Annotated in this window: 16 protein-coding genes and 1 pseudogene; 7 read left to right on the top strand and 10 right to left on the bottom strand. The window is 67.6% G+C overall.

The window, feature by feature from the left end; genetic code table 11:
- The first annotated feature begins 137 nt into the window (after positions 1 to 137).
- Together AB0N16_RS15095 and AB0N16_RS15090 are read left to right on the top strand one after the other, a co-directional pair.
- Entirely contained in the window at positions 138 to 1,478 is a 1,341-nt protein-coding gene (locus AB0N16_RS15095) for a transcriptional regulator (protein ID WP_365796711.1), read from the top strand.
- Positions 1,479 to 1,565: 87 nt separating this feature from the next.
- Positions 1,566 to 2,102 carry an NUDIX hydrolase gene (locus AB0N16_RS15090; RefSeq protein WP_365796709.1) on the top strand — a complete coding sequence of 179 codons (537 nt, stop codon included), beginning with the start codon at positions 1,566 to 1,568 and terminating at the stop codon, positions 2,100 to 2,102.
- Here the strand turns inward: AB0N16_RS15090 and AB0N16_RS15085 are convergent.
- The 8 genes and pseudogenes from AB0N16_RS15085 to AB0N16_RS15050 all read right to left on the bottom strand — a co-directional run bounded on the left by AB0N16_RS15085 (position 2,099) and on the right by AB0N16_RS15050 (position 8,998).
- Positions 2,099 to 2,356: a hypothetical protein gene (locus AB0N16_RS15085; RefSeq protein WP_351700458.1), complete on the bottom strand. Its 258-nt coding sequence runs from the start codon at positions 2,354 to 2,356 to the stop codon at positions 2,099 to 2,101. The genes AB0N16_RS15090 and AB0N16_RS15085 overlap by 4 nt on opposite strands.
- Positions 2,357 to 2,564: 208 nt before the next feature.
- Positions 2,565 to 2,684: pseudogene (locus tag AB0N16_RS15080) on the bottom strand (3-hydroxyacyl-CoA dehydrogenase family protein); the annotation flags it as partial.
- Between the two features lie 220 nt (positions 2,685 to 2,904).
- Positions 2,905 to 3,366, bottom strand: coding sequence for a nucleotidyltransferase domain-containing protein (locus AB0N16_RS15075; RefSeq protein WP_365796707.1), 462 nt, complete (start codon positions 3,364 to 3,366; stop codon positions 2,905 to 2,907).
- Positions 3,356 to 5,785, bottom strand: a complete 2,430-nt coding sequence (locus AB0N16_RS15070; protein WP_365796705.1) for a site-specific integrase — start codon at positions 5,783 to 5,785, stop codon at positions 3,356 to 3,358. Before AB0N16_RS15070 ends, AB0N16_RS15075 begins: the two co-directional genes overlap by 11 nt.
- Positions 5,782 to 6,123, bottom strand: coding sequence for a helix-turn-helix transcriptional regulator (locus tag AB0N16_RS15065; protein WP_365796703.1), 342 nt, complete (start codon positions 6,121 to 6,123; stop codon positions 5,782 to 5,784). Before AB0N16_RS15065 ends, AB0N16_RS15070 begins: the two co-directional genes overlap by 4 nt.
- The gene (locus AB0N16_RS15060; protein ID WP_365796701.1) at positions 6,123 to 7,244 is read right to left on the bottom strand and encodes a tyrosine-type recombinase/integrase; all 1,122 of its coding nucleotides are present in this window, start codon (positions 7,242 to 7,244) and stop codon (positions 6,123 to 6,125) included. Before AB0N16_RS15060 ends, AB0N16_RS15065 begins: the two co-directional genes overlap by 1 nt.
- 64 nt (positions 7,245 to 7,308) lie before the next feature.
- Positions 7,309 to 8,664 carry a site-specific integrase gene (locus AB0N16_RS15055; RefSeq protein WP_365796699.1) on the bottom strand — a complete coding sequence of 452 codons (1,356 nt, stop codon included), beginning with the start codon at positions 8,662 to 8,664 and terminating at the stop codon, positions 7,309 to 7,311.
- 64 nt (positions 8,665 to 8,728) lie between these two features.
- On the bottom strand, positions 8,729 to 8,998 hold the full coding sequence (locus tag AB0N16_RS15050; RefSeq protein WP_365796697.1) for a helix-turn-helix domain-containing protein: 270 nt from the start codon (positions 8,996 to 8,998) through the stop codon (positions 8,729 to 8,731).
- Positions 8,999 to 9,228: 230 nt separating this feature from the next.
- Here AB0N16_RS15050 and AB0N16_RS15045 point away from each other — a divergent pair.
- Positions 9,229 to 10,031, top strand: a protein-coding gene (locus AB0N16_RS15045; RefSeq protein WP_365796695.1) for an IS5 family transposase whose coding sequence is annotated in 2 segments (ribosomal slippage) — positions 9,229 to 9,547 and positions 9,547 to 10,031 — 804 coding nt in all. Because the reading frame shifts where the segments join, the coding sequence is not laid out codon by codon here.
- 25 nt (positions 10,032 to 10,056) lie between these two features.
- Here the strand turns inward: AB0N16_RS15045 and AB0N16_RS15040 are convergent.
- Positions 10,057 to 10,479, bottom strand: a complete 423-nt coding sequence (locus AB0N16_RS15040; RefSeq protein WP_365796693.1) for an adenylyltransferase/cytidyltransferase family protein — start codon at positions 10,477 to 10,479, stop codon at positions 10,057 to 10,059.
- Between the two features lie 177 nt (positions 10,480 to 10,656).
- Between AB0N16_RS15040 and AB0N16_RS15035 the strand changes: the two genes are divergently transcribed.
- Complete coding sequence (locus AB0N16_RS15035) at positions 10,657 to 10,995, top strand: hypothetical protein (RefSeq protein WP_365796691.1); 339 nt, start codon at positions 10,657 to 10,659, stop codon at positions 10,993 to 10,995.
- An 81-nt stretch (positions 10,996 to 11,076) separates the two neighbouring features.
- Here AB0N16_RS15035 and AB0N16_RS15030 read toward each other — a convergent pair whose 3' ends face one another.
- Complete coding sequence (locus tag AB0N16_RS15030) at positions 11,077 to 11,721, bottom strand: TetR/AcrR family transcriptional regulator (protein ID WP_365796689.1); 645 nt, start codon at positions 11,719 to 11,721, stop codon at positions 11,077 to 11,079.
- Positions 11,722 to 11,794: 73 nt separating this feature from the next.
- Here AB0N16_RS15030 and AB0N16_RS15025 point away from each other — a divergent pair, with 73 nt between their 5' ends.
- The 3 genes from AB0N16_RS15025 (at position 11,795) to AB0N16_RS15015 (ending at position 15,786) form a co-directional block, all read left to right on the top strand.
- The gene (locus tag AB0N16_RS15025) at positions 11,795 to 12,508 is read left to right on the top strand and encodes a hemerythrin domain-containing protein (RefSeq protein ID WP_365796687.1); all 714 of its coding nucleotides are present in this window, start codon (positions 11,795 to 11,797) and stop codon (positions 12,506 to 12,508) included.
- A complete protein-coding gene (locus AB0N16_RS15020; RefSeq protein WP_365796686.1) occupies positions 12,505 to 13,482 on the top strand; it encodes a hypothetical protein in 978 nt (325 codons plus the stop codon). The genes AB0N16_RS15025 and AB0N16_RS15020 overlap by 4 nt, the downstream gene beginning before the upstream one ends.
- An 807-nt stretch (positions 13,483 to 14,289) precedes the next feature.
- Positions 14,290 to 15,786, top strand: coding sequence for an NAD(P)/FAD-dependent oxidoreductase (locus AB0N16_RS15015; RefSeq protein ID WP_365796684.1), 1,497 nt, complete (start codon positions 14,290 to 14,292; stop codon positions 15,784 to 15,786).
- The last annotated feature ends 99 nt before the right edge of the window (positions 15,787 to 15,885 follow it).

Genomic DNA, 15,885 nt, shown 5'->3' with positions numbered 1-15,885 from the left:
CTTGCGAGGCAGTTCAGTCAACCGGCCCGGCACGCTCCGCAACAGCGCGCGTACGCTGCGGATTCACGCACTCCGTTCACACCCCGTGTGAACACCCACGCACTACGCTGACGGCACCAGGCCACTCGGGGGGCATCATGCAGCCCAACTCTCTGCTCGACGCGATCCTGGACGAGGCGGGGATCTCGCACGCCGGTCTCGCCGCCCACGTCAACCAGGCGGGCCGCGCCCGTGGACTCTCGCTCCGCTACGAACACACCGCCGTGGCCCGCTGGTTGAAGGGTCAGCGGCCGCGCGGCCAGGTGCCCGACCTGATCTGCGAGGTACTCGCCGCCCGGCTGCGCCGCACGGTCACCCTCGACGACATCGGCCTCGGCGTGCCCGGCGAGCCCAGTGTCCCGCACACCACCTCGCTCTCCGGGTTCGTCGAACGGGCCACCGCCCTGTGGCGTTCCGACGAGCAGCAGCGCCCAAACATACTCGGTGCCCCCGCCGTCACCGGCACACCTGCCGTGATGCCGGTGTGGGAGTGGGAGAACCCTCCTGAGGACGTGGACGTCTCGCGCGGCGGCCGGCACCGGGTCACCCCGGCCGACCTGGAAATGCTGCGCGCCGCCCGCGCCCACTACGAGCAGATGTACCGCAAGGCCGGCGGCATGGCGACCCGCACCCGGGTCGTCGGCTTCCTCAACGCCGAGGCGGCTCCGCTGCTGCGGGGCAGCTACACGGATGCCACGGGGCGTCAACTGCACCGTGCGACCGGCGGGTTGGTCGCCATCGTGGGGATCTGCGCCTACGACTCCGACGCCCACGGCCTCGCACAGCGCTACTTCCACCAGGCGCTGCGCCTGGCGAAGGCGAGCGGCGACCGGGGACTCGGCGCGTACGTCATCGCGCTCCTTGTCAACCAGGCCCTGTTCATGCGGGAGTTCCGGCAGGCCGTCGCCTTCGCGGAGGCCGCGCTGCGTGCCGCCGGCAGGCACATCACCCCCGCGCTCGCCTCCGACCTCTACGCGATGCAGGCCAAGGCGTACGCCCACCTCGGCGACGGCACGAGCGCGCTGTCCTGCATCCGGCGGGCGGAGGCGGCCGCCGAACGCATCCGGCGGGGCCATGAACCCGACGAGACCGGCTATGTCCAACCCGGCCTGGTCAATGTGCAGGTGGCCGAGGCACTGCTCAGTCTCGGCGAAGTCGCCGCCGCCCGGGAGCATGCCGCGGCCGCCGTCGACAACCCCGCCCACGACCGGGGCCGGGTGCACCGGCTGGCCATGCTCAGCACCATCGAACTGCGCCAGGGAAACGCGGACAACGCGGTGGCCACGGCCGTGCAGATGGCCGAACAGGCCCGCGGGATGGAGTCCCAGCGCCTGCGCGACAGACTCCGCGCGGTGCGCGAGCACCTGGTGCGCAGCGGTTCGGCCGGAACCGCCGAGGCCGCCGAGCTCATCGACAGCGCACTGCGCGTACCGCTGTAGACCACACCCCCGTCGAGCGAGCGCACTGTAGGCCTGAGGAGTCCCTGCTGCGATATTGCCACTTACTCGGCGGAAGGTGGCAGAACCGTGCAGTGGACGAAACTGAACGAACAAACTGTGTATGAAAACCGCTGGTTCAGCGTCAATCTCGCAGATGTCGAGTTGCCGGACGGTCGGCACCTCGACCACTTCCTGATACGGCTGCGGCCCGTGGCCGTGGCGACGGTGGTCAACGGGGCGGGTGAGGTCCTGCTCCTGTGGCGACACCGTTTCATCACCGACAGCTGGGGGTGGGAACTCCCGGCCGGGGTGGTCGAGGACGGGGAGGACATCGCCGTCGCGGCCGCCAGGGAACTGGAGGAGGAGACCGGCTGGCGGCCGGGAACCCTGCACCACCTCATGACCGTGGAGCCCTCCAACGGCCTCACCGACGCCCGGCACCACATCTACTGGTCCGACGAGGGCGAGTACGTCGGACACCCCGTGGACGACTTCGAGTCGGACCGCCGGGAGTGGGTCCCCCTCAAGCTCGTCCCGGACATGATCGCCCGTGGGGAGGTCCCGGCCGCCAACATGGCGGCCGCGTTACTCCTGCTGCACCACATGCGCCTCACCGACGACTAGTGGGCCAGTGCCTGCCAGACGGTGACGACGAGGGCGCCCAGTGCGGTGAGCGCGGCGATCGAGGGCAGGGGCCAGCGGGCGTTCTCCAGCAGGGCGAGGCGGGTGTTCAGGTCGTCCAGTTCCTTGGCCGTCTCCTTGGTGCGGTGACTGAGCAGGTTCAGGCCGCCCTCGACCCGGGCGTAGGCCACATCGAGGCGGCGACGTAACTCTGCGAGTTCTCCTTGGACCACGGGATGCTCTGGTTCGGTGGCCACGAGTCCACTCCTTTGCGTAGTCGGAGATGTCGTTCCGCATCCCTTTGCATGCGCATGAAGAGTCAACTCGCCTGGTGAGCGCGTGAGGAGAGTGTGCGAAGGGCATATGCGTGCCCGGGGTGCACACGGTGTGTGAAACACACGGGCCCGGCACCGATGACGGTGCCGGGCCCGTGGAGCATCGCTCCTTGTAGTCAGCCAGGTGTGCTCAGCCGTAGGTGTAGAACCCCGACCCGGTCTTCCGGCCCAGCCGGCCCGCCTCGACCATGCGCTGGAGCAGCGGGGGAGCGGCGTACAGCGGCTCCTTGTACTCGGCGTGCACGTTGTCAGTCTGCGCGACTACCGCTCTCACCTGCGGTTTCATGGCCTGTTGTGGGCCTGCGGAGCCCAGGGACTGCTCAGGGACATTCGATTGTGGATCTTGAACGAACCACTCGTCCATGGCGGCGAGGCCCCGCTTGCCCGCCCCTGGCATGAAGTGTAATGGTGACGTCGGGTATTGGAACTGTCCGAATACCCCTTGAGCTGGCCGCTCGCCGCCGGGGTCGTCACGATTGGCAGGCCCGGATCAGAGACGCAAGGACAGTGCCCGGGTCGTGCAGGGGACGGGCTCCGTCGGTGACGACTCGGTGTGTGCCAGGATCCACCGGGTCCGTCTGTGCCCAGTCGGGAGACCCGATGTTGATCTCGACCTCCAGCCCTGACGCTGTGACGAAGCGCCGTTCGCTGATCGGTCCCCACGACTGGGTTCTGATCAGTTTGCCGAGGGCGAGCTCGACGGCCCATGCGCTGTCGGAGTACTGGGACTCGTCAGTCGTGAGAAGGACGAGGTCGATGTCGGAGTCAGGGCGTGCGGCATTGCGAGCGCACGATCCGACAAGTAGGAGACCGACGACATCATGGCGGCCTGTGGCCCACCGCGTGACGCGGTCGATGATCTCTTTCGTTTCGGCAGCCCGTTCCGGTGAGATCGCAGGTCGCTGACTCGCTGGCTGGTCGTCACGGTGCATCGTGTTGCCTCTCGGGTGAGTAGCGGTGGCTGACTTCCGCGGCGTAGTTGGCCCAGTCGCCCGCGGAGAGACGTTGCCAGGTGACGGCAACGTCGGTGTGGATGCCGAGTGTGCGGGCGAGGATCGCGGCGGGGATTTCGGTGGCGAGCTGGAAGAGGGCGGTGCTGCGGGCCTGGTTGGGCCGGATCCCGAGCTGCTTCAGGCGCTGGGTCAGCTGTGTGGTGCTGATCGGGCGTCCGGGCTGGCCGCCGGGGAAGAGCCATGGAGACGGAACCAGGGCGCCGATGGTCGCGTGCCCCTTGCGGTTCGCGACGACAGTGCGGGCCAGCTGGGCGACGGGCTCGGGCAGCTGAACGGGTGCACTGCCGAGGTGGAGATGTACCTCCTGAGCGCCGACCTCGACGTCCTCGATGGTCAGTCGGTGGATCGCCGATGGCCCTTGTGCGTAGAGGAGGAGAAGTAGTCCTGCGAGGCGGTCTTCTGGTTTGAGGGTGTCGTCGTGCAGCAGCCGGCGTGCGACGTTCCACCGGTGTTCGTCATCGAGTGGCTGGGTGGGGCCGTTCCAGCGGACAGCGGGGACGTGGACGGTGGTGAGCTTGTTGGTGCGGGCCCAGCGGACGAAGTGCCCGGCTGTGTGGCGGTAGGTCGCGGAGTCGTCGGTGAGCCACTGGTCGAGGTTGGCCTGTCGGCACGTCTCCAAGGCGAGGTCGTGGGCCTGAAGCCAGGTGAGGAAGGCGACGGCCGCGTGGGTGCGTTGACGCGCGGATGCGAACTGCTGCGGGGTCAGGGGGCGGCCGTTGCTGCGTCGGCGTAGTCGACGGACCAGGTGCCATATCGCGTACTGGTGCAGGACTTTGCGCTGTTCTGGGTCCTGCTGTGACGCGAGAAGGCCGGTGAGGAACCGTTCGAGGCGGACCATGTACTCGTCCCGCTCGGGCAGGGCGCCGACGCCGACGAGGACTTGGCGGAGGTGGGCGAGGGGCGGGCTGTCGGACAGCTCGTCGAGGGCCTCGTGAGTCAGGGCTCGTCTGCCGGCCGCGAGGTCGGCCAGGACCGGAGACACGGACGGCTTGTTCAGCCACCGATTGGCGGTGAGCGGGTGCTCGGTGGTGGCGATGTTGTTCCGCAGGGCTTGGAGACCGGGGTGGAGGGCATCGGAGGGAGGGCCCAGGAGCTCGTTGAGGCGCCGGTTGATGAGACAACGAGCGCACTGGCCGGGGTGCGGGTAATCGGGCTCGCTGCAGGTGGGGCAGGTGTGCCAGACCTCAGGCGCGGTGCAGTCCAGGCAAAGGGGCTGGTCGAGAGTGCCGGAGACGACCGCCGCGACGCTGCCGCAGGCCGAGCACGGCGCCGAGCGACGCTGGCAGTCAAGGCACCACGGCCGGCCCGTGGTCCGGGAGGTGCCGCAGGGTTTCTCCGTGTCGCAGATGCTGCAAGTCGCAGTGGGCAAGGAGGGGCAGCCTTGGCAGAGCGGGCCGTCCGGTGTGCGGGTGTTCACGACCCTTCGTCGGCCGCAGTTGACGCAGGTCTCCAGGTTTGCCGGGTCGCTGACCAGGCAGTTCGGACACACTGGCCGGCCTTGGCCGTCGCGGGTGGCGGGCTCTCGGCGGGCTCCGCACCCCGAGCACTCCTCGATGCGGGAGTGGGAGATGCACATGCGGCAGACTCGCTTTCCGTCCAGAGGCTTGTCGATGCGTACGACTCTGTGGCAGCCAGGGCAGGACGGCCGGACGATCCCGGCGACGCCGGCCTCGTGCAGCAGGTCGATCAGCTTGAGGATCGCGCGGTGGGGTGCGAGGTGACCGTCGCCGGTCAGCAGAGCTGGGTGGGATTCCAGGGACCAGGCAAGTTTCCGCTGGTAGGAGGGACGAGGTGCCCATCGATGGACCGCCGCGGAGACCGTCTCTCGTTCGGCCTGCGGATCCAGTTCAGCGATCAGCGCGCAGATCACTGCAATGGGGTCGCGTCCGTCGTCGTCCGGGCACTGGCTGCATCGTGGCCGCCCGGTCCGGTCGCGTGAAGTGACCCGGCGGGTGTTTCCGCAGGCAGCACACGGCTCGGGCTGTCGCCGCCCGCAGTTCCAGCAGTACCAGTTCTGGCCGCGGCGCTGGAGCGTTCGTATCTGCCTGCCGCATTCGGCGCAACACGGCGGCGAGACCGTCTGGGCCCCGGCCTCACGCAGGGCGATGAGCAGGTCGCCGACGGCCCTGGGTGCCGGCGAGCGACCGTCGTTCAGCACGCGGGGATGCTCGGTGAGATGTGCCGCGAGGAGGCGTGACTTCGAGCGTCCGCCCGCGACGCTGGCGACCACGGCACGGATCCGGTCCGGCTCTAGCTGATGTTCGATGGCCGCGACCAGGTCCGCGATGAGCCCGATCGGGTCGGAGACAGCCCGCTCGGGGTGCCCGGGTGCGGTCACGGCCGCTCGACACCGCGGATACGGGCTCGCTTGGGTCGCAGGTCACCGACGCCTGCCTCGGCACCGACAGCCTTCTTTGTTCGGGTAGCGGTTCCGGCACCCGCCGCGGCGGTGGGCTCGATGAGGTCGTCCATGGTGCAGTTGAGGATGTCGAGCAGGGCCATGAGGATCTTCAGGCTGAGCCGCTCGGGGCGCTCGACGACGAGCCGGTAGACCTGGCTGGACGACAGGGTGATGCCCCGTTTGTCCAGTAGCGGGATGAGGTCGGTGGTGGAGAAGAGCCCTCGGTCGGCCATGACCTTGCGCAGGTGCCAGTGGTAGTCGAGCTTCGCGGCCATCAGCGGTCCTTGTTTGCGGGGAACGGGGCGAGCGCGGGCGCAAGTGCCCTGTGGAGCATGGTGTTCATGAAGTCGTCGCTGACGTGGGTGTAGATGGCGGTGGAGCTGTCATTCTCGTGACCGACTTGCTGCTGGAGAAACCGGCGGTCAACCCCGTCCTCCGTGAGGTGGGTGACGTAGGAGTGGCGAGCGGAGTGGACGGTCAGCGCCTTCGGGAGCTTTAGCGCGTCGCGGTAGGCAACGAACCGGGCGTTGATCTCCGCCGGCTTGACCCGGCCGCCCCGCTCGGTCACCCACAACGCGGGGTGGTCCTCGCAGCCGAACCGCGGCCGTACGTTCTCCACGTAATCGGCGACCGCCTCCACCGCCCAGTCCATCACCGACAGCACGTTCCGACGGCGCGGCGGCTGGCCCTTCTTCGCTTTGCCGTAGCGGACGTTGAGGGTGCCGTACCGGCCGAACTGCGGTGCCTTCGCGTTCCGCCCGAAGTCGACCACATCCAGCTTCGATGTCTCCGTCCGGCGCAGACCCCACCCATAGATGACCTTGAAGAGGGTGGCATCGCGGTAGGCGGCGAGGGCTCCCTTGCGCTTGGCCCGTACCGCTCGATCGACCTGGTCGTCGGCGTAGTCGAGGAAGCGTTGGATCTCCTCGCGGGTGAACGGCCTCGCCTCGGGGCGCCCCTCGTAGTCGTTGAGGTGGGCGATGGTGTTCCACTCGTGGCAGATGGCCACGGGGTGAGTGCCGAAGGCGTCCTCGCAGGCCACCGACCAGCCGTAGCGGCCGTCGATCAAGAACTCGCTGAACAGGCGCAGGCTGCCCTGATAGCTGCGGATCGTGGACGGCGCGAGGTGCTTCTCGCTCGTCAGCCACAGTGACCATTCGTCCACATGGCCGGGCGTCCAGGCCCACGGGTATTCGTTGGTGTGCTCCAGAAACCGCCGTACGAGTCGTTCGCGGGCGGTGACCGTGTCCTCACGGAGCCCGCGAGCGGCTTGTTGGGCCCGCCAGCCCCGCACCATGGCTTCGACCATCGCGTCCTGGGGGCGCAGCTGGGCCACCCCGGAGACCAGTTCCAGGTGAGCTGCCCCCGCCAGATCGGGACGTCGCTGTAGACCCACTTCCACCCTCCCCTTCAGAGGGCAAATCCTGCATCAGATGGGATCTGGTCGCCAAATTCCCAGCTCAAGCGGCTAAGTTGCACGAGGGTAGAGTCCTCTTCGGACCCTGACCTGACCTCGTGACCTGCAATTTCTCGCCCGCCTGATGCAATTCCTGAGGGTTAGCGTAGTGCGTCAGTGTGGTCTGCGGCGAAGCATGCCCGAGCCACGCCGACACGCTCACGATCGACTCGCCGGCCTCAAGCTGCGTACTCGCGTACGTATGCCGGAGGACGGGGAACATGTCCTCCCTGGAGAGTTCGTAGATGGGGTACCGACGGCTGTGGCCTCCGTACGTCCTGACTTTCTCGCCGACCTTCTTCAGGACACCGGCCGTTGGGAGTGCGGGCCGCCAGCTCAGCCTGTTCCACATCGAGTAGTTGATGCGATTGCCCTGCGATGTGATCAGGACCAGCCGAACGGTGATCGGTTTACGCTGTCGCGCTTCCAGCTCGGTCGTCGGCGGTTCAGGGTTGCGCCACGGGAGCGTGCAGGCGACCGAAGGAAAGCGGCGCAGGTGGTCCCGGACACGCTTGGCGAGGTTGGGGGAGAGGGGAACGTCTCGCGTTTTGCCGCCCTTGGGCAGGCAGAAGTACGGCCGTCCCTTGGAGTCCCACCGCAGCTGTCGGCGAACGTGTACGACGCCGGCATCGAAGTCCAAATCCTCTGCGCCGAGGCCGAACGCCTCGCCTTGGCGCAGACCGAGGCCGACACCGAGGTCCACCGCGATACGGTATCGATCCTGGAGGCCCGCCCGGACGGCCTCCACGGTCGGCCTGGCCCATGCCTTGGCCTTCCTCTTCGCGGGCTTGGGCGCCTTGACAGTCCGGCGAGTCTTGCAGGGGTTCTTGACCAGGCGGCCGTCGTCGACGGCAGCTTCGAGGATCGTGGAAAGGTGGATCCAGATCACCTGGGCCGTGGACGCCTCGACCCGTGTCAGCAGTTGGGTCTTCCTGAGGCGCAGCACGGCAGCGTCGATGTCCCGGAGCGCGGTTGTACCCAGGAACGGGATGATGTGGTTCCAGATCTTGCTGCGCATGGGGGCGGCGGTCGACGGTTCGTCCGAGCGGCTGGGCCACCAGTGCTTCTCGATGTACTGGGCGAGGGGGATCGCCCCGTCGCGGGGGTCGACGAATTCGCCACGCGTGGTGTCAGTCTGCGCCTTGGCGAGCCACTGCTTCGCGTCCTCGCTCGTGTAGAACGAGCGGTCCCGGACGCCCAGGATGCCCTTCACTCGATAGCGCTTGCCGTGTCCCCAAAGGGCAGTTCGCTCCCGCTTACCAGTGTCCTTGTTGGGCTTCTTCTTGAGCCAGCGGTCTTCTATGTACCCCGCCAAGGGAATGTTCTCCTGTGAACTCAGTTGAGTATGGTCGTATGGCACGGTGGGAATTTGCGCGCCGAGACTCCGAAAGCTGACGGATTGCCTTCGGGCTCGTGGATATCCTTCAAGGAGTGCGCACGGCGCGCTTCATTGGCTTCTGGATAAGGGGATTGAGAGCTGTGTTGGAACGTGAATCCGCCTGCTCCTGCGCTATGACCCACTCATCGAGTGCCGAGATCCTGTACATGACGCGGCGCCCCATGCGGAAGCTCGGCGGACCCTGCCGTCGGTGACGCCAGACATACAGGGTGTTGGGTGAAATGCCAAGATATTCCGCTGCCTTGTTCAGGTTCAAGAACGCGGCTTCATGCGTGGACGTGATCTGCTCGTGCATGTCCAGTCTCCCGGGTGAGAAAATTTGATGCGCTCACGATCCGGAGAAGTCTGGCATTGGTGAAACCGGGAAATTGTGGTAGTGCGCGTCTTGGCTGCATCAGGGGGTGCCGAGGTGCGACTGTTGATTTTGGGCTTAGAGCTCGTAACAGGATCTTGTCGAGGGGCCCTGGTCGGGCGTGACCGATGGGATGATTCCGCCGTTCGTGTCGTGTGACGACTCGGCCTTGGATGGTGGACGACGGCTTGTGGGCCCTGATCGAACCGCTCCTCCCGCCCTGGCCCGAGCGGTCGCCGGGGCCGAAGCCGGTGGATGACCGGCTGTGCTTGCAGGGCATCTTGTACGTCCTGCACCAGGACATCGCCTGGCAACTCCTGCCCCTGGAGCTGGGGTTCGGATCCGGACAGACCTGCTGGCGGCGTCTGAACAACCGCTGGCAGCAAGCCGGAGTCTTCGAGAAACTGCATCGCGTTCTGCTCGCCGAGCTGAACGCGGCCGGCGAACTCGACTGGTCCCGCGCGTGCGTGGACGGCTCGCACGTCCGCGCGAAAAAGGGGGAGCTGCGACTGGTCCGTCGCCGGTCGACCGGCGGAAGACGGGCAGCAAGCACCACTTGATCTGCGACGGCAAGGGCACTCCGCTGCACGTCATCACGACCGCCGCCAACGTCAACGACATCACCCAGACCCTCGACCTGGTCGACGGCATCCTGCCCGTCGCCGGACGGCCCGGCCGACCGCGACGGCGACCCGAGTCCGTCCTGGGCGACAAGGCGTACGACTCGAAAGCCGTGCGCCGTGAGCTGCGGCACCGCAGGATCCTGCCCGTGATCTCCCGCAAGGGCGCCCCGAACATCAAGGGCCTGGGCAAGCTCCGCTACGTCGTGGAGCAGACCTTTGCCCTGCTCCACCAGTTCAAACGCCTTGCCATCCGATGGGAACGACGCCTCGAACTCCACGATGCCTTGGTTACGTTGGGCTGCAGCCTCATCTGCTGGAGACGCCTCAAGAAGGCCGGATCATATCCGCGTTAGGAGCTTGCGAGGTCGCCGTGTTCCCTCACGAAGCGTCCGCCGCGCGACACCGTTGGATGAGGTCGGTCGTGGAGACGCCGGCCGTGTACCGCACAAGCTGCAACTTTCCCGCAGCAGCCACAGGCCCGAAGACCTCTTCGACCGCATCCGCCGTGAGGTCGTCACCGTGCACGACCACGTCGATGCCGTGCCGGTCCAGGAACTCGTTCGTGACACGGTAGGGCGCGTCCGGGAGCACCACATCGACGTACCGACACGCTTCGATCACCGCAACCCGCTCCACCAGGGTCATGATGGGCCTGCGTTTGTACCCGGCCACGACCTCATCTGAGAGCACTCCGACAATCAGCTGCTCCCCGAAGTCCCGCGCGGCCCTCAGCAGCGCGACATGCCCTGGGTGGAACAGGTCTCCAACCATGTCAACGTAGACGTTCCCGCGCTCAGCCATGCCTGTCGCCCTCTCGACGGTCCCAAGCCGACCAAGACTGGGCCAACCGACCTCCGCCGTCAACCATCTGCCGATCGACGCCCGAAGTGGTTCACGAAGGCTCGCTCATGATCTTGTTGCGAGCTCTTAGTTAGGTTCTAAAGGTGGTTGCAACACCTGACCCTGCGGGGTGTTGCGATGGCCAAGCCGCGTCGAACAGAAGACGAAACCAAGCTGACCATCGAGCGCGTCTACCTGATCACCAGCCTGCATCCCGGCGAGGCCACCGGCTCCCAACTCGCCGCATGGATCCGCGGGCACTGGGGCCTTGAAAACCTCCTGCACCACGTCCGGGACCGGACCTTCCGCGAGGACGACTCCAAGATCCGCACCGGGCACCTGCCCCGCACCATGGCCAGCCTGCGCAACCTCGCCATCAGCGTCCACCGCCAGGACGGCCACACCAACATCGCCGCCGCCCTCCGCCACAACGCCCGCGACTGCCAACGGCCCCTGACCGCCCTCGGACTCACCTGACGAACCCGGACACAAGATCACTTCTCAATGACCCTGCCTTAGCAGTGACGAGGTGATCGCCGCCAGGCCCAGTGCGTGGCGCTAGCTCGAAGTCGCTGCGGAATGATCAGACAGAAGTGCATGACAGGCCGAGCGGGCAATCCAATCCTGCGCCCGCGCGAATGGCCATCCGCGTTCGCCGACGAGCGTGATCCAGGCGTGCGGCCCCAGATAGAACCAGAGCAGATCGATAGCCTCCGCGCGGTTCACCTCGGCGCGGAGCGCGCCGAGGGCGACGAGACGGTCGGCCACCAGGGTCAGAGCTTGGACGTAGTCGTCGGCCCCCTTGTCCAGGACTGCCTTGACGGCGGGCTCGCCCGGCGGGTTCCGGTAGAAGATCTCGTACACGAGGTCCCAGTGACGCTCATGCGTGAGCCGGGTGCCCGCGGCCGTCAGGTCGATCACGGCGCGCGGATCGTCAGCGGCCTCGACTGCCGCGAGGGTAGTGGCGATGGCGGGGTCCGTGAGAGCCGGCTCCAGGAGGGCCGTCAGGATGCCGGGCTTGTTGCCCACGCTGCTGTACACGGTCGGTACGGCGACATTCGCCGCCTCCGCGATCTCCGCGACGGTCACCCCGGCGTACCCACGTGCCAGGAAGAGCGCGTGCGCGCTGCTCAGGATGGCTTCACGGGTGGCAGCCGCCGAGCTGACGCGTCGAGTCGAGGTGTACTTCCGGGTCGTCGTCACGCACGCAGTGTACAGCGTGCACGATAGGTGACTATATTGACAATAGGTTCCTTTAATGAATATGTTGCGCTTCATGACACTGAAGCCCCCCACGGACGTGCCGGCAGTCGTCGAGACCCGGCTGGCCCACGACGTGCACAGAGTGGCCACCGCGCTGCTGGCCGAAGCAGCCCTCGACGCCTCGGTCCCCCTCGACGCGACCGCGCAGCTGCGGGACTTCCTCGTCGCCAACCTCCGGCACCACCACCAGACCGAGGACGACGACCTCTGGCCCCGGATCACCGCGAAAGCGCCGGCCGCCGCCAAGGCCCTGGACTCACTGACCGACGAGCATGACCAACTGGACGCGGCGCTCGACCGGCTGGCCGGAGTCGCCGTCCACGTCGACGAAGCCGTCGGCGGTGATCCGCTTACGACGGTCGGCCCCGGCACCGGCGACGGTGCGGCCTCCACGGGTGAGGCGGCGGTTCGCGCCGCGCTGTACGACGCCGCGGTGACGGTCCGAGACGTCGTGCATGACCACCTGACCCATGAGGAGCCCGTCCTCTTCCCGGCGCTCCGCGAGCATGTCAGCCCTGCGGAGTGGCAGGACTTCGCGCAGCGCGTGATCGCGACCACGCCCCCCGTGGCCGGGCACCTCATGGTCGGGTTCCTCGACGAGGTGGGCACCCCCGCCGAGGTCGAACTGGTGCTCTCGGGCCTGCCGGAACCGGTGCGTCCGCTGGTCGCCGGGATGCGCCTTCAGGCGGAGGCCGATCTCGGCGTCCTCCGCGGGACCGGCGCATGACGCCTGCGCCGCTCAGGTGGCCCGACGCCGCGGACCCTGTGATCAGTGGCGACCTCACCGTGGCGGTCGCCTATGTCACTCCGGCCGGCGGCGCCGTGGTCACCAGCGTCTCACCGCTGGGCCTCGGGAACCGTGAGGCCGGCCGGATCGGGTTCACCACCTCGCTCGGCTTCCCGAAGAAACTCGAACGGATCTTGCGCGACCCGAACGTCGCCGTCGGCTATCACACCCGCGAGCACGGCTTTGCCGCCAGTGACGCGTACGTGCTGGCCCAGGGCGCTGCGTCGGTGGACATGCGCCCGTCACCGGAGCGTCTGGCAGAGCTCATGCGTGCCTCCGAGCCGTTCCTCGGAGAAGTGAGACGTGGGCCGTTGTGGGACTGGCTCCTGCGTGAGTACCACCAGGAACGCGTCTTCGTGGACGTAGAGTTGCAGCGTGTCGCAGTGTGGGAGAACCTCGCGGCCCGAGGGGCGAAAGCGGTCACAGGCGCCGCTTGGCCGGAGTTCCCGGCGGAACAGAAGGCACCGAAGAACGGCACCGCCCCGCGCATCGACGTCGCCGCGGCCGCCCGTCAGGTCCACCGGCTGCCGCACCGGCTTCTGGCCTACCGCGGCGCGGACGGTCTGCCCGTCATCGTCCCCGTGAAAGTCACCGGCCACGACGAGGCAGGACTGCACCTGGACATCCTCGCAGGGCTGCTCCCGCCCGGCGGCCGCAGAGCAGGCCTCCTCGCCCACGCCTTCCAACCGCAGTGTGTCGGGCTGGGAATGCGCACGCTCACCGGCTGGCTCACGGTCACCGAGAAGGAGGCCGTCTACGCACCTCACACGTCCAAGGGACTGGCCGCACCCCCGTACAGGACACTGCTGACCGTCTCCAACGGACTACTGGCCAAATACGGGCTGTGGCGCGCGCGACGTGACGGCACCTCCGCCCGCCTGCACGCCCTCGCCGGCCAAGGCCCGACAGACTGACACACCTTTTTATCCAGGGTCTATCGGAAGAACAGCCGCCCCTGGACGCGACGCCCCGCGTCAGTGCCCGTCACTGCGGATGCGCCACGAGCAGCCCTGCGACCCGGGACTCCGGAGCGGTAGTTGGAGGATGTGCGGACGGCACCCTTGCATGGCCGGCCTGCAGCACGAAGGCCGGGAACCCCAATCGGTCCCGGCCGTCGTCGCGTCCGCATGCGAACGCACTCCTGTCCTGCAGGCTCAGCCGCGCGGCGCTGGCTCCTGTTCGCTGGACGCCTCCTTGTAGGCAAGGTGACCGACGGCGGAGTAGGCCCTGCCCACAACGCTTGCGAACTGGCCGGCTGTGACGGATGCATCCGCATACCGCTGGACCGCGGCGCTGAGCGTCTCCTGCCCGTTGTGTTCCCTGTCTCGAAGGGGCTCCGTGGAGGCCTTGAGGAGGCTCAGCGCTGCCCTCATCTCCCCCGCCACGCGTGTGAGAAAGCCGAAGATCCGGTAAGCGTCCAGCGTCAGCGGAGGTCTCCTTGCCGGCCCAAGTACAAGAGGGTGTCCGCGGTGGCGGATCTACAGAGACCACGTCCGACTCGAGTCCAACCTCGCCAGCCCACGGTCTCATTCGCCTGCTGTTACTCGAACCGGGCGGGAGGCGTAGGCTTTCTCCCGTGACGCCTGGAGGCGTTTTCCCGCATATATGCCCAGTGCGGAACGCTTGCGCATTCCGTGCCCCAATACATCCCCCGCGAAAGGCGATTTTCCAGCAGTTCATCCGCCCCGATTTTCTAGCAATCGAAATAGGGAGGCGCGATTATGGCTGCACGTGTGGATCCTGATCGCTCCGAGTGGGACGTCATCGTTCTGGGTGGCGCCGCGGCGGGCGAGAACGCGGCTCAATACGCCACACAGTTCTCGGGTTTGGACGCGGTGCTCGTGGAAGCTGAACTGTTGGGTGGCGAGTGCTCGTACTGGGCCTGCATGCCCAGCAAGGCCCTGCTGCGCCCCGTTGACGTCCTGGGAAACGCGCAGCATGTGCCCGGTGTCGCGTCGCTGTTGACTGATCACGTGCTGGACGTGCCGGCGACACTGGCTCGCCGGGACACCGTCGTGAACGGTCTCGACGACTCCTCGCAGATCGGGTGGGCCCTCGGTGCCGGCATCGACGTGGTCCGCGGGTACGGGCGCCTCGATGGGGAGCGCTCGGTGGCGGTGGAGATGGCAGCGGGCGGCACCCGTGTGCTCACCGCGAGGCACGCGGTGGTGATCGACACGGGGTCCTGCGCCACGGTGCCGCCGATCGAGGGCATGGCGCAGGCCCGGCCGTGGACCTCCCGCGATGTCACCAACCTGCACGAGGTGCCGCGCCGGGTCGTTGTCCTGGGCGGTGGAGTGGTCGCGTGCGAGGCGGCGACCTGGCTGCGGGCGCTGGGCGTGGCCGAATTGAGTGTCGTGTACCGGCGCACCGAGCTGCTGCCGCGAGAGGAACCGTTTGCCGGGCGTATGGTCGGCGACCGGCTCAGGGATGCGGGGGTGCGGCTTCTTCCCGGAAGGTCGATCACCAAGGTGGGACGCGACGATCCGCGGGAGACGGGAGTCGGGCTGCCTCATGGCGGAGAGGTAACCGTCTGGCTGGACGACGGCAGCACGCTCGTCTGCGACGAACTGGTGCTTGCCACCGGCCGTACCCCCAACACTCAGGACATCGGCCTGCCATCGGTCGGATGCCCGGACGCCGGCTTCCTCGAGGTGGACGACGAGCAGGTCGTACGGGCGGTGAGCGGGCATTGGCTGTACGCGGTCGGTGATGTCTGCGGACGCGCGTTGCTGACTCATATGGGCAAGTACCAGGCGCGGGTCGCCGGCGAGGTGATCGCCGCTCGTGCCACGGGGCACTCGGTGGCCGGTGCGCAGAGCGGTGTGCGGGGGGCTGCTGACGGGCATCGCGGCAACCCGCAGGTGACGTTCACCGATCCGGAGGTCGGATCAGCCGGCATGACCGAGCGGCGGGCCCGCGAAGCGGGGCTCGACGTGGCCACGGCCGAGTACGACATGGCCGCCCTCGCCGGCACGTATGTGATGCGTGAGGACTATCTCGGGCGCGCCAAACTCGTCATCGACCGAGCCAGCGGCACGGTGGTGGGCGCGACGTTCGTCGGTTCAGGCGTCGCGGATCTCGTCCACTCCGCCACTACGGCCATTGTCGCCCGGGTCCCGCTTTCCCTGCTGTGGCATGTGGTGCCCAGCTACCCCACCGCCAGCGAGGTCTGGCTACGCCTGTTGGAGACGTACCGGGCTCAGAGCTACGCCTGATGCTCCAGTTGTGCGCGGGTCGTTTCGGCTGGCCGGTGGTTCGCTCATGGTGCCTGGCAGAGACGCCACCGGGGTGCAGTCGGGCGGACCGCGGTTTCG

This window comes from Streptomyces sp. NPDC051105, from assembly GCF_040682795.1.
Classification (GTDB): Bacteria; Actinomycetota; Actinomycetes; order Streptomycetales; family Streptomycetaceae; genus Streptomyces.
Note: the sequence above shows the minus strand (reverse complement) of the source record. Positions and strands in the feature narration are given on the sequence as shown.

Excerpts from the sequence above, each read along its gene's own strand:
- AB0N16_RS15020 (WP_365796686.1), top strand. The coding sequence starts at position 12,505 with ATGACGCCTGCGCCGCTCAGGTGGCCCGACGCCGCGGACCCTGTGATC.
- AB0N16_RS15040 (WP_365796693.1), bottom strand. The coding sequence starts at position 10,479 with ATGGCTGAGCGCGGGAACGTCTACGTTGACATGGTTGGAGACCTGTTC.
- AB0N16_RS15065 (WP_365796703.1), bottom strand. The coding sequence starts at position 6,123 with ATGGCCGCGAAGCTCGACTACCACTGGCACCTGCGCAAGGTCATGGCC.
- AB0N16_RS15035 (WP_365796691.1), top strand. The coding sequence starts at position 10,657 with ATGGCCAAGCCGCGTCGAACAGAAGACGAAACCAAGCTGACCATCGAG.
- AB0N16_RS15050 (WP_365796697.1), bottom strand. The coding sequence starts at position 8,998 with ATGCACGAGCAGATCACGTCCACGCATGAAGCCGCGTTCTTGAACCTG.
- AB0N16_RS15025 (WP_365796687.1), top strand. The coding sequence starts at position 11,795 with ATGACACTGAAGCCCCCCACGGACGTGCCGGCAGTCGTCGAGACCCGG.
- AB0N16_RS15095 (WP_365796711.1), top strand. The coding sequence starts at position 138 with ATGCAGCCCAACTCTCTGCTCGACGCGATCCTGGACGAGGCGGGGATC.
- AB0N16_RS15015 (WP_365796684.1), top strand. The coding sequence starts at position 14,290 with ATGGCTGCACGTGTGGATCCTGATCGCTCCGAGTGGGACGTCATCGTT.
- AB0N16_RS15075 (WP_365796707.1), bottom strand. The coding sequence starts at position 3,366 with ATGCACCGTGACGACCAGCCAGCGAGTCAGCGACCTGCGATCTCACCG.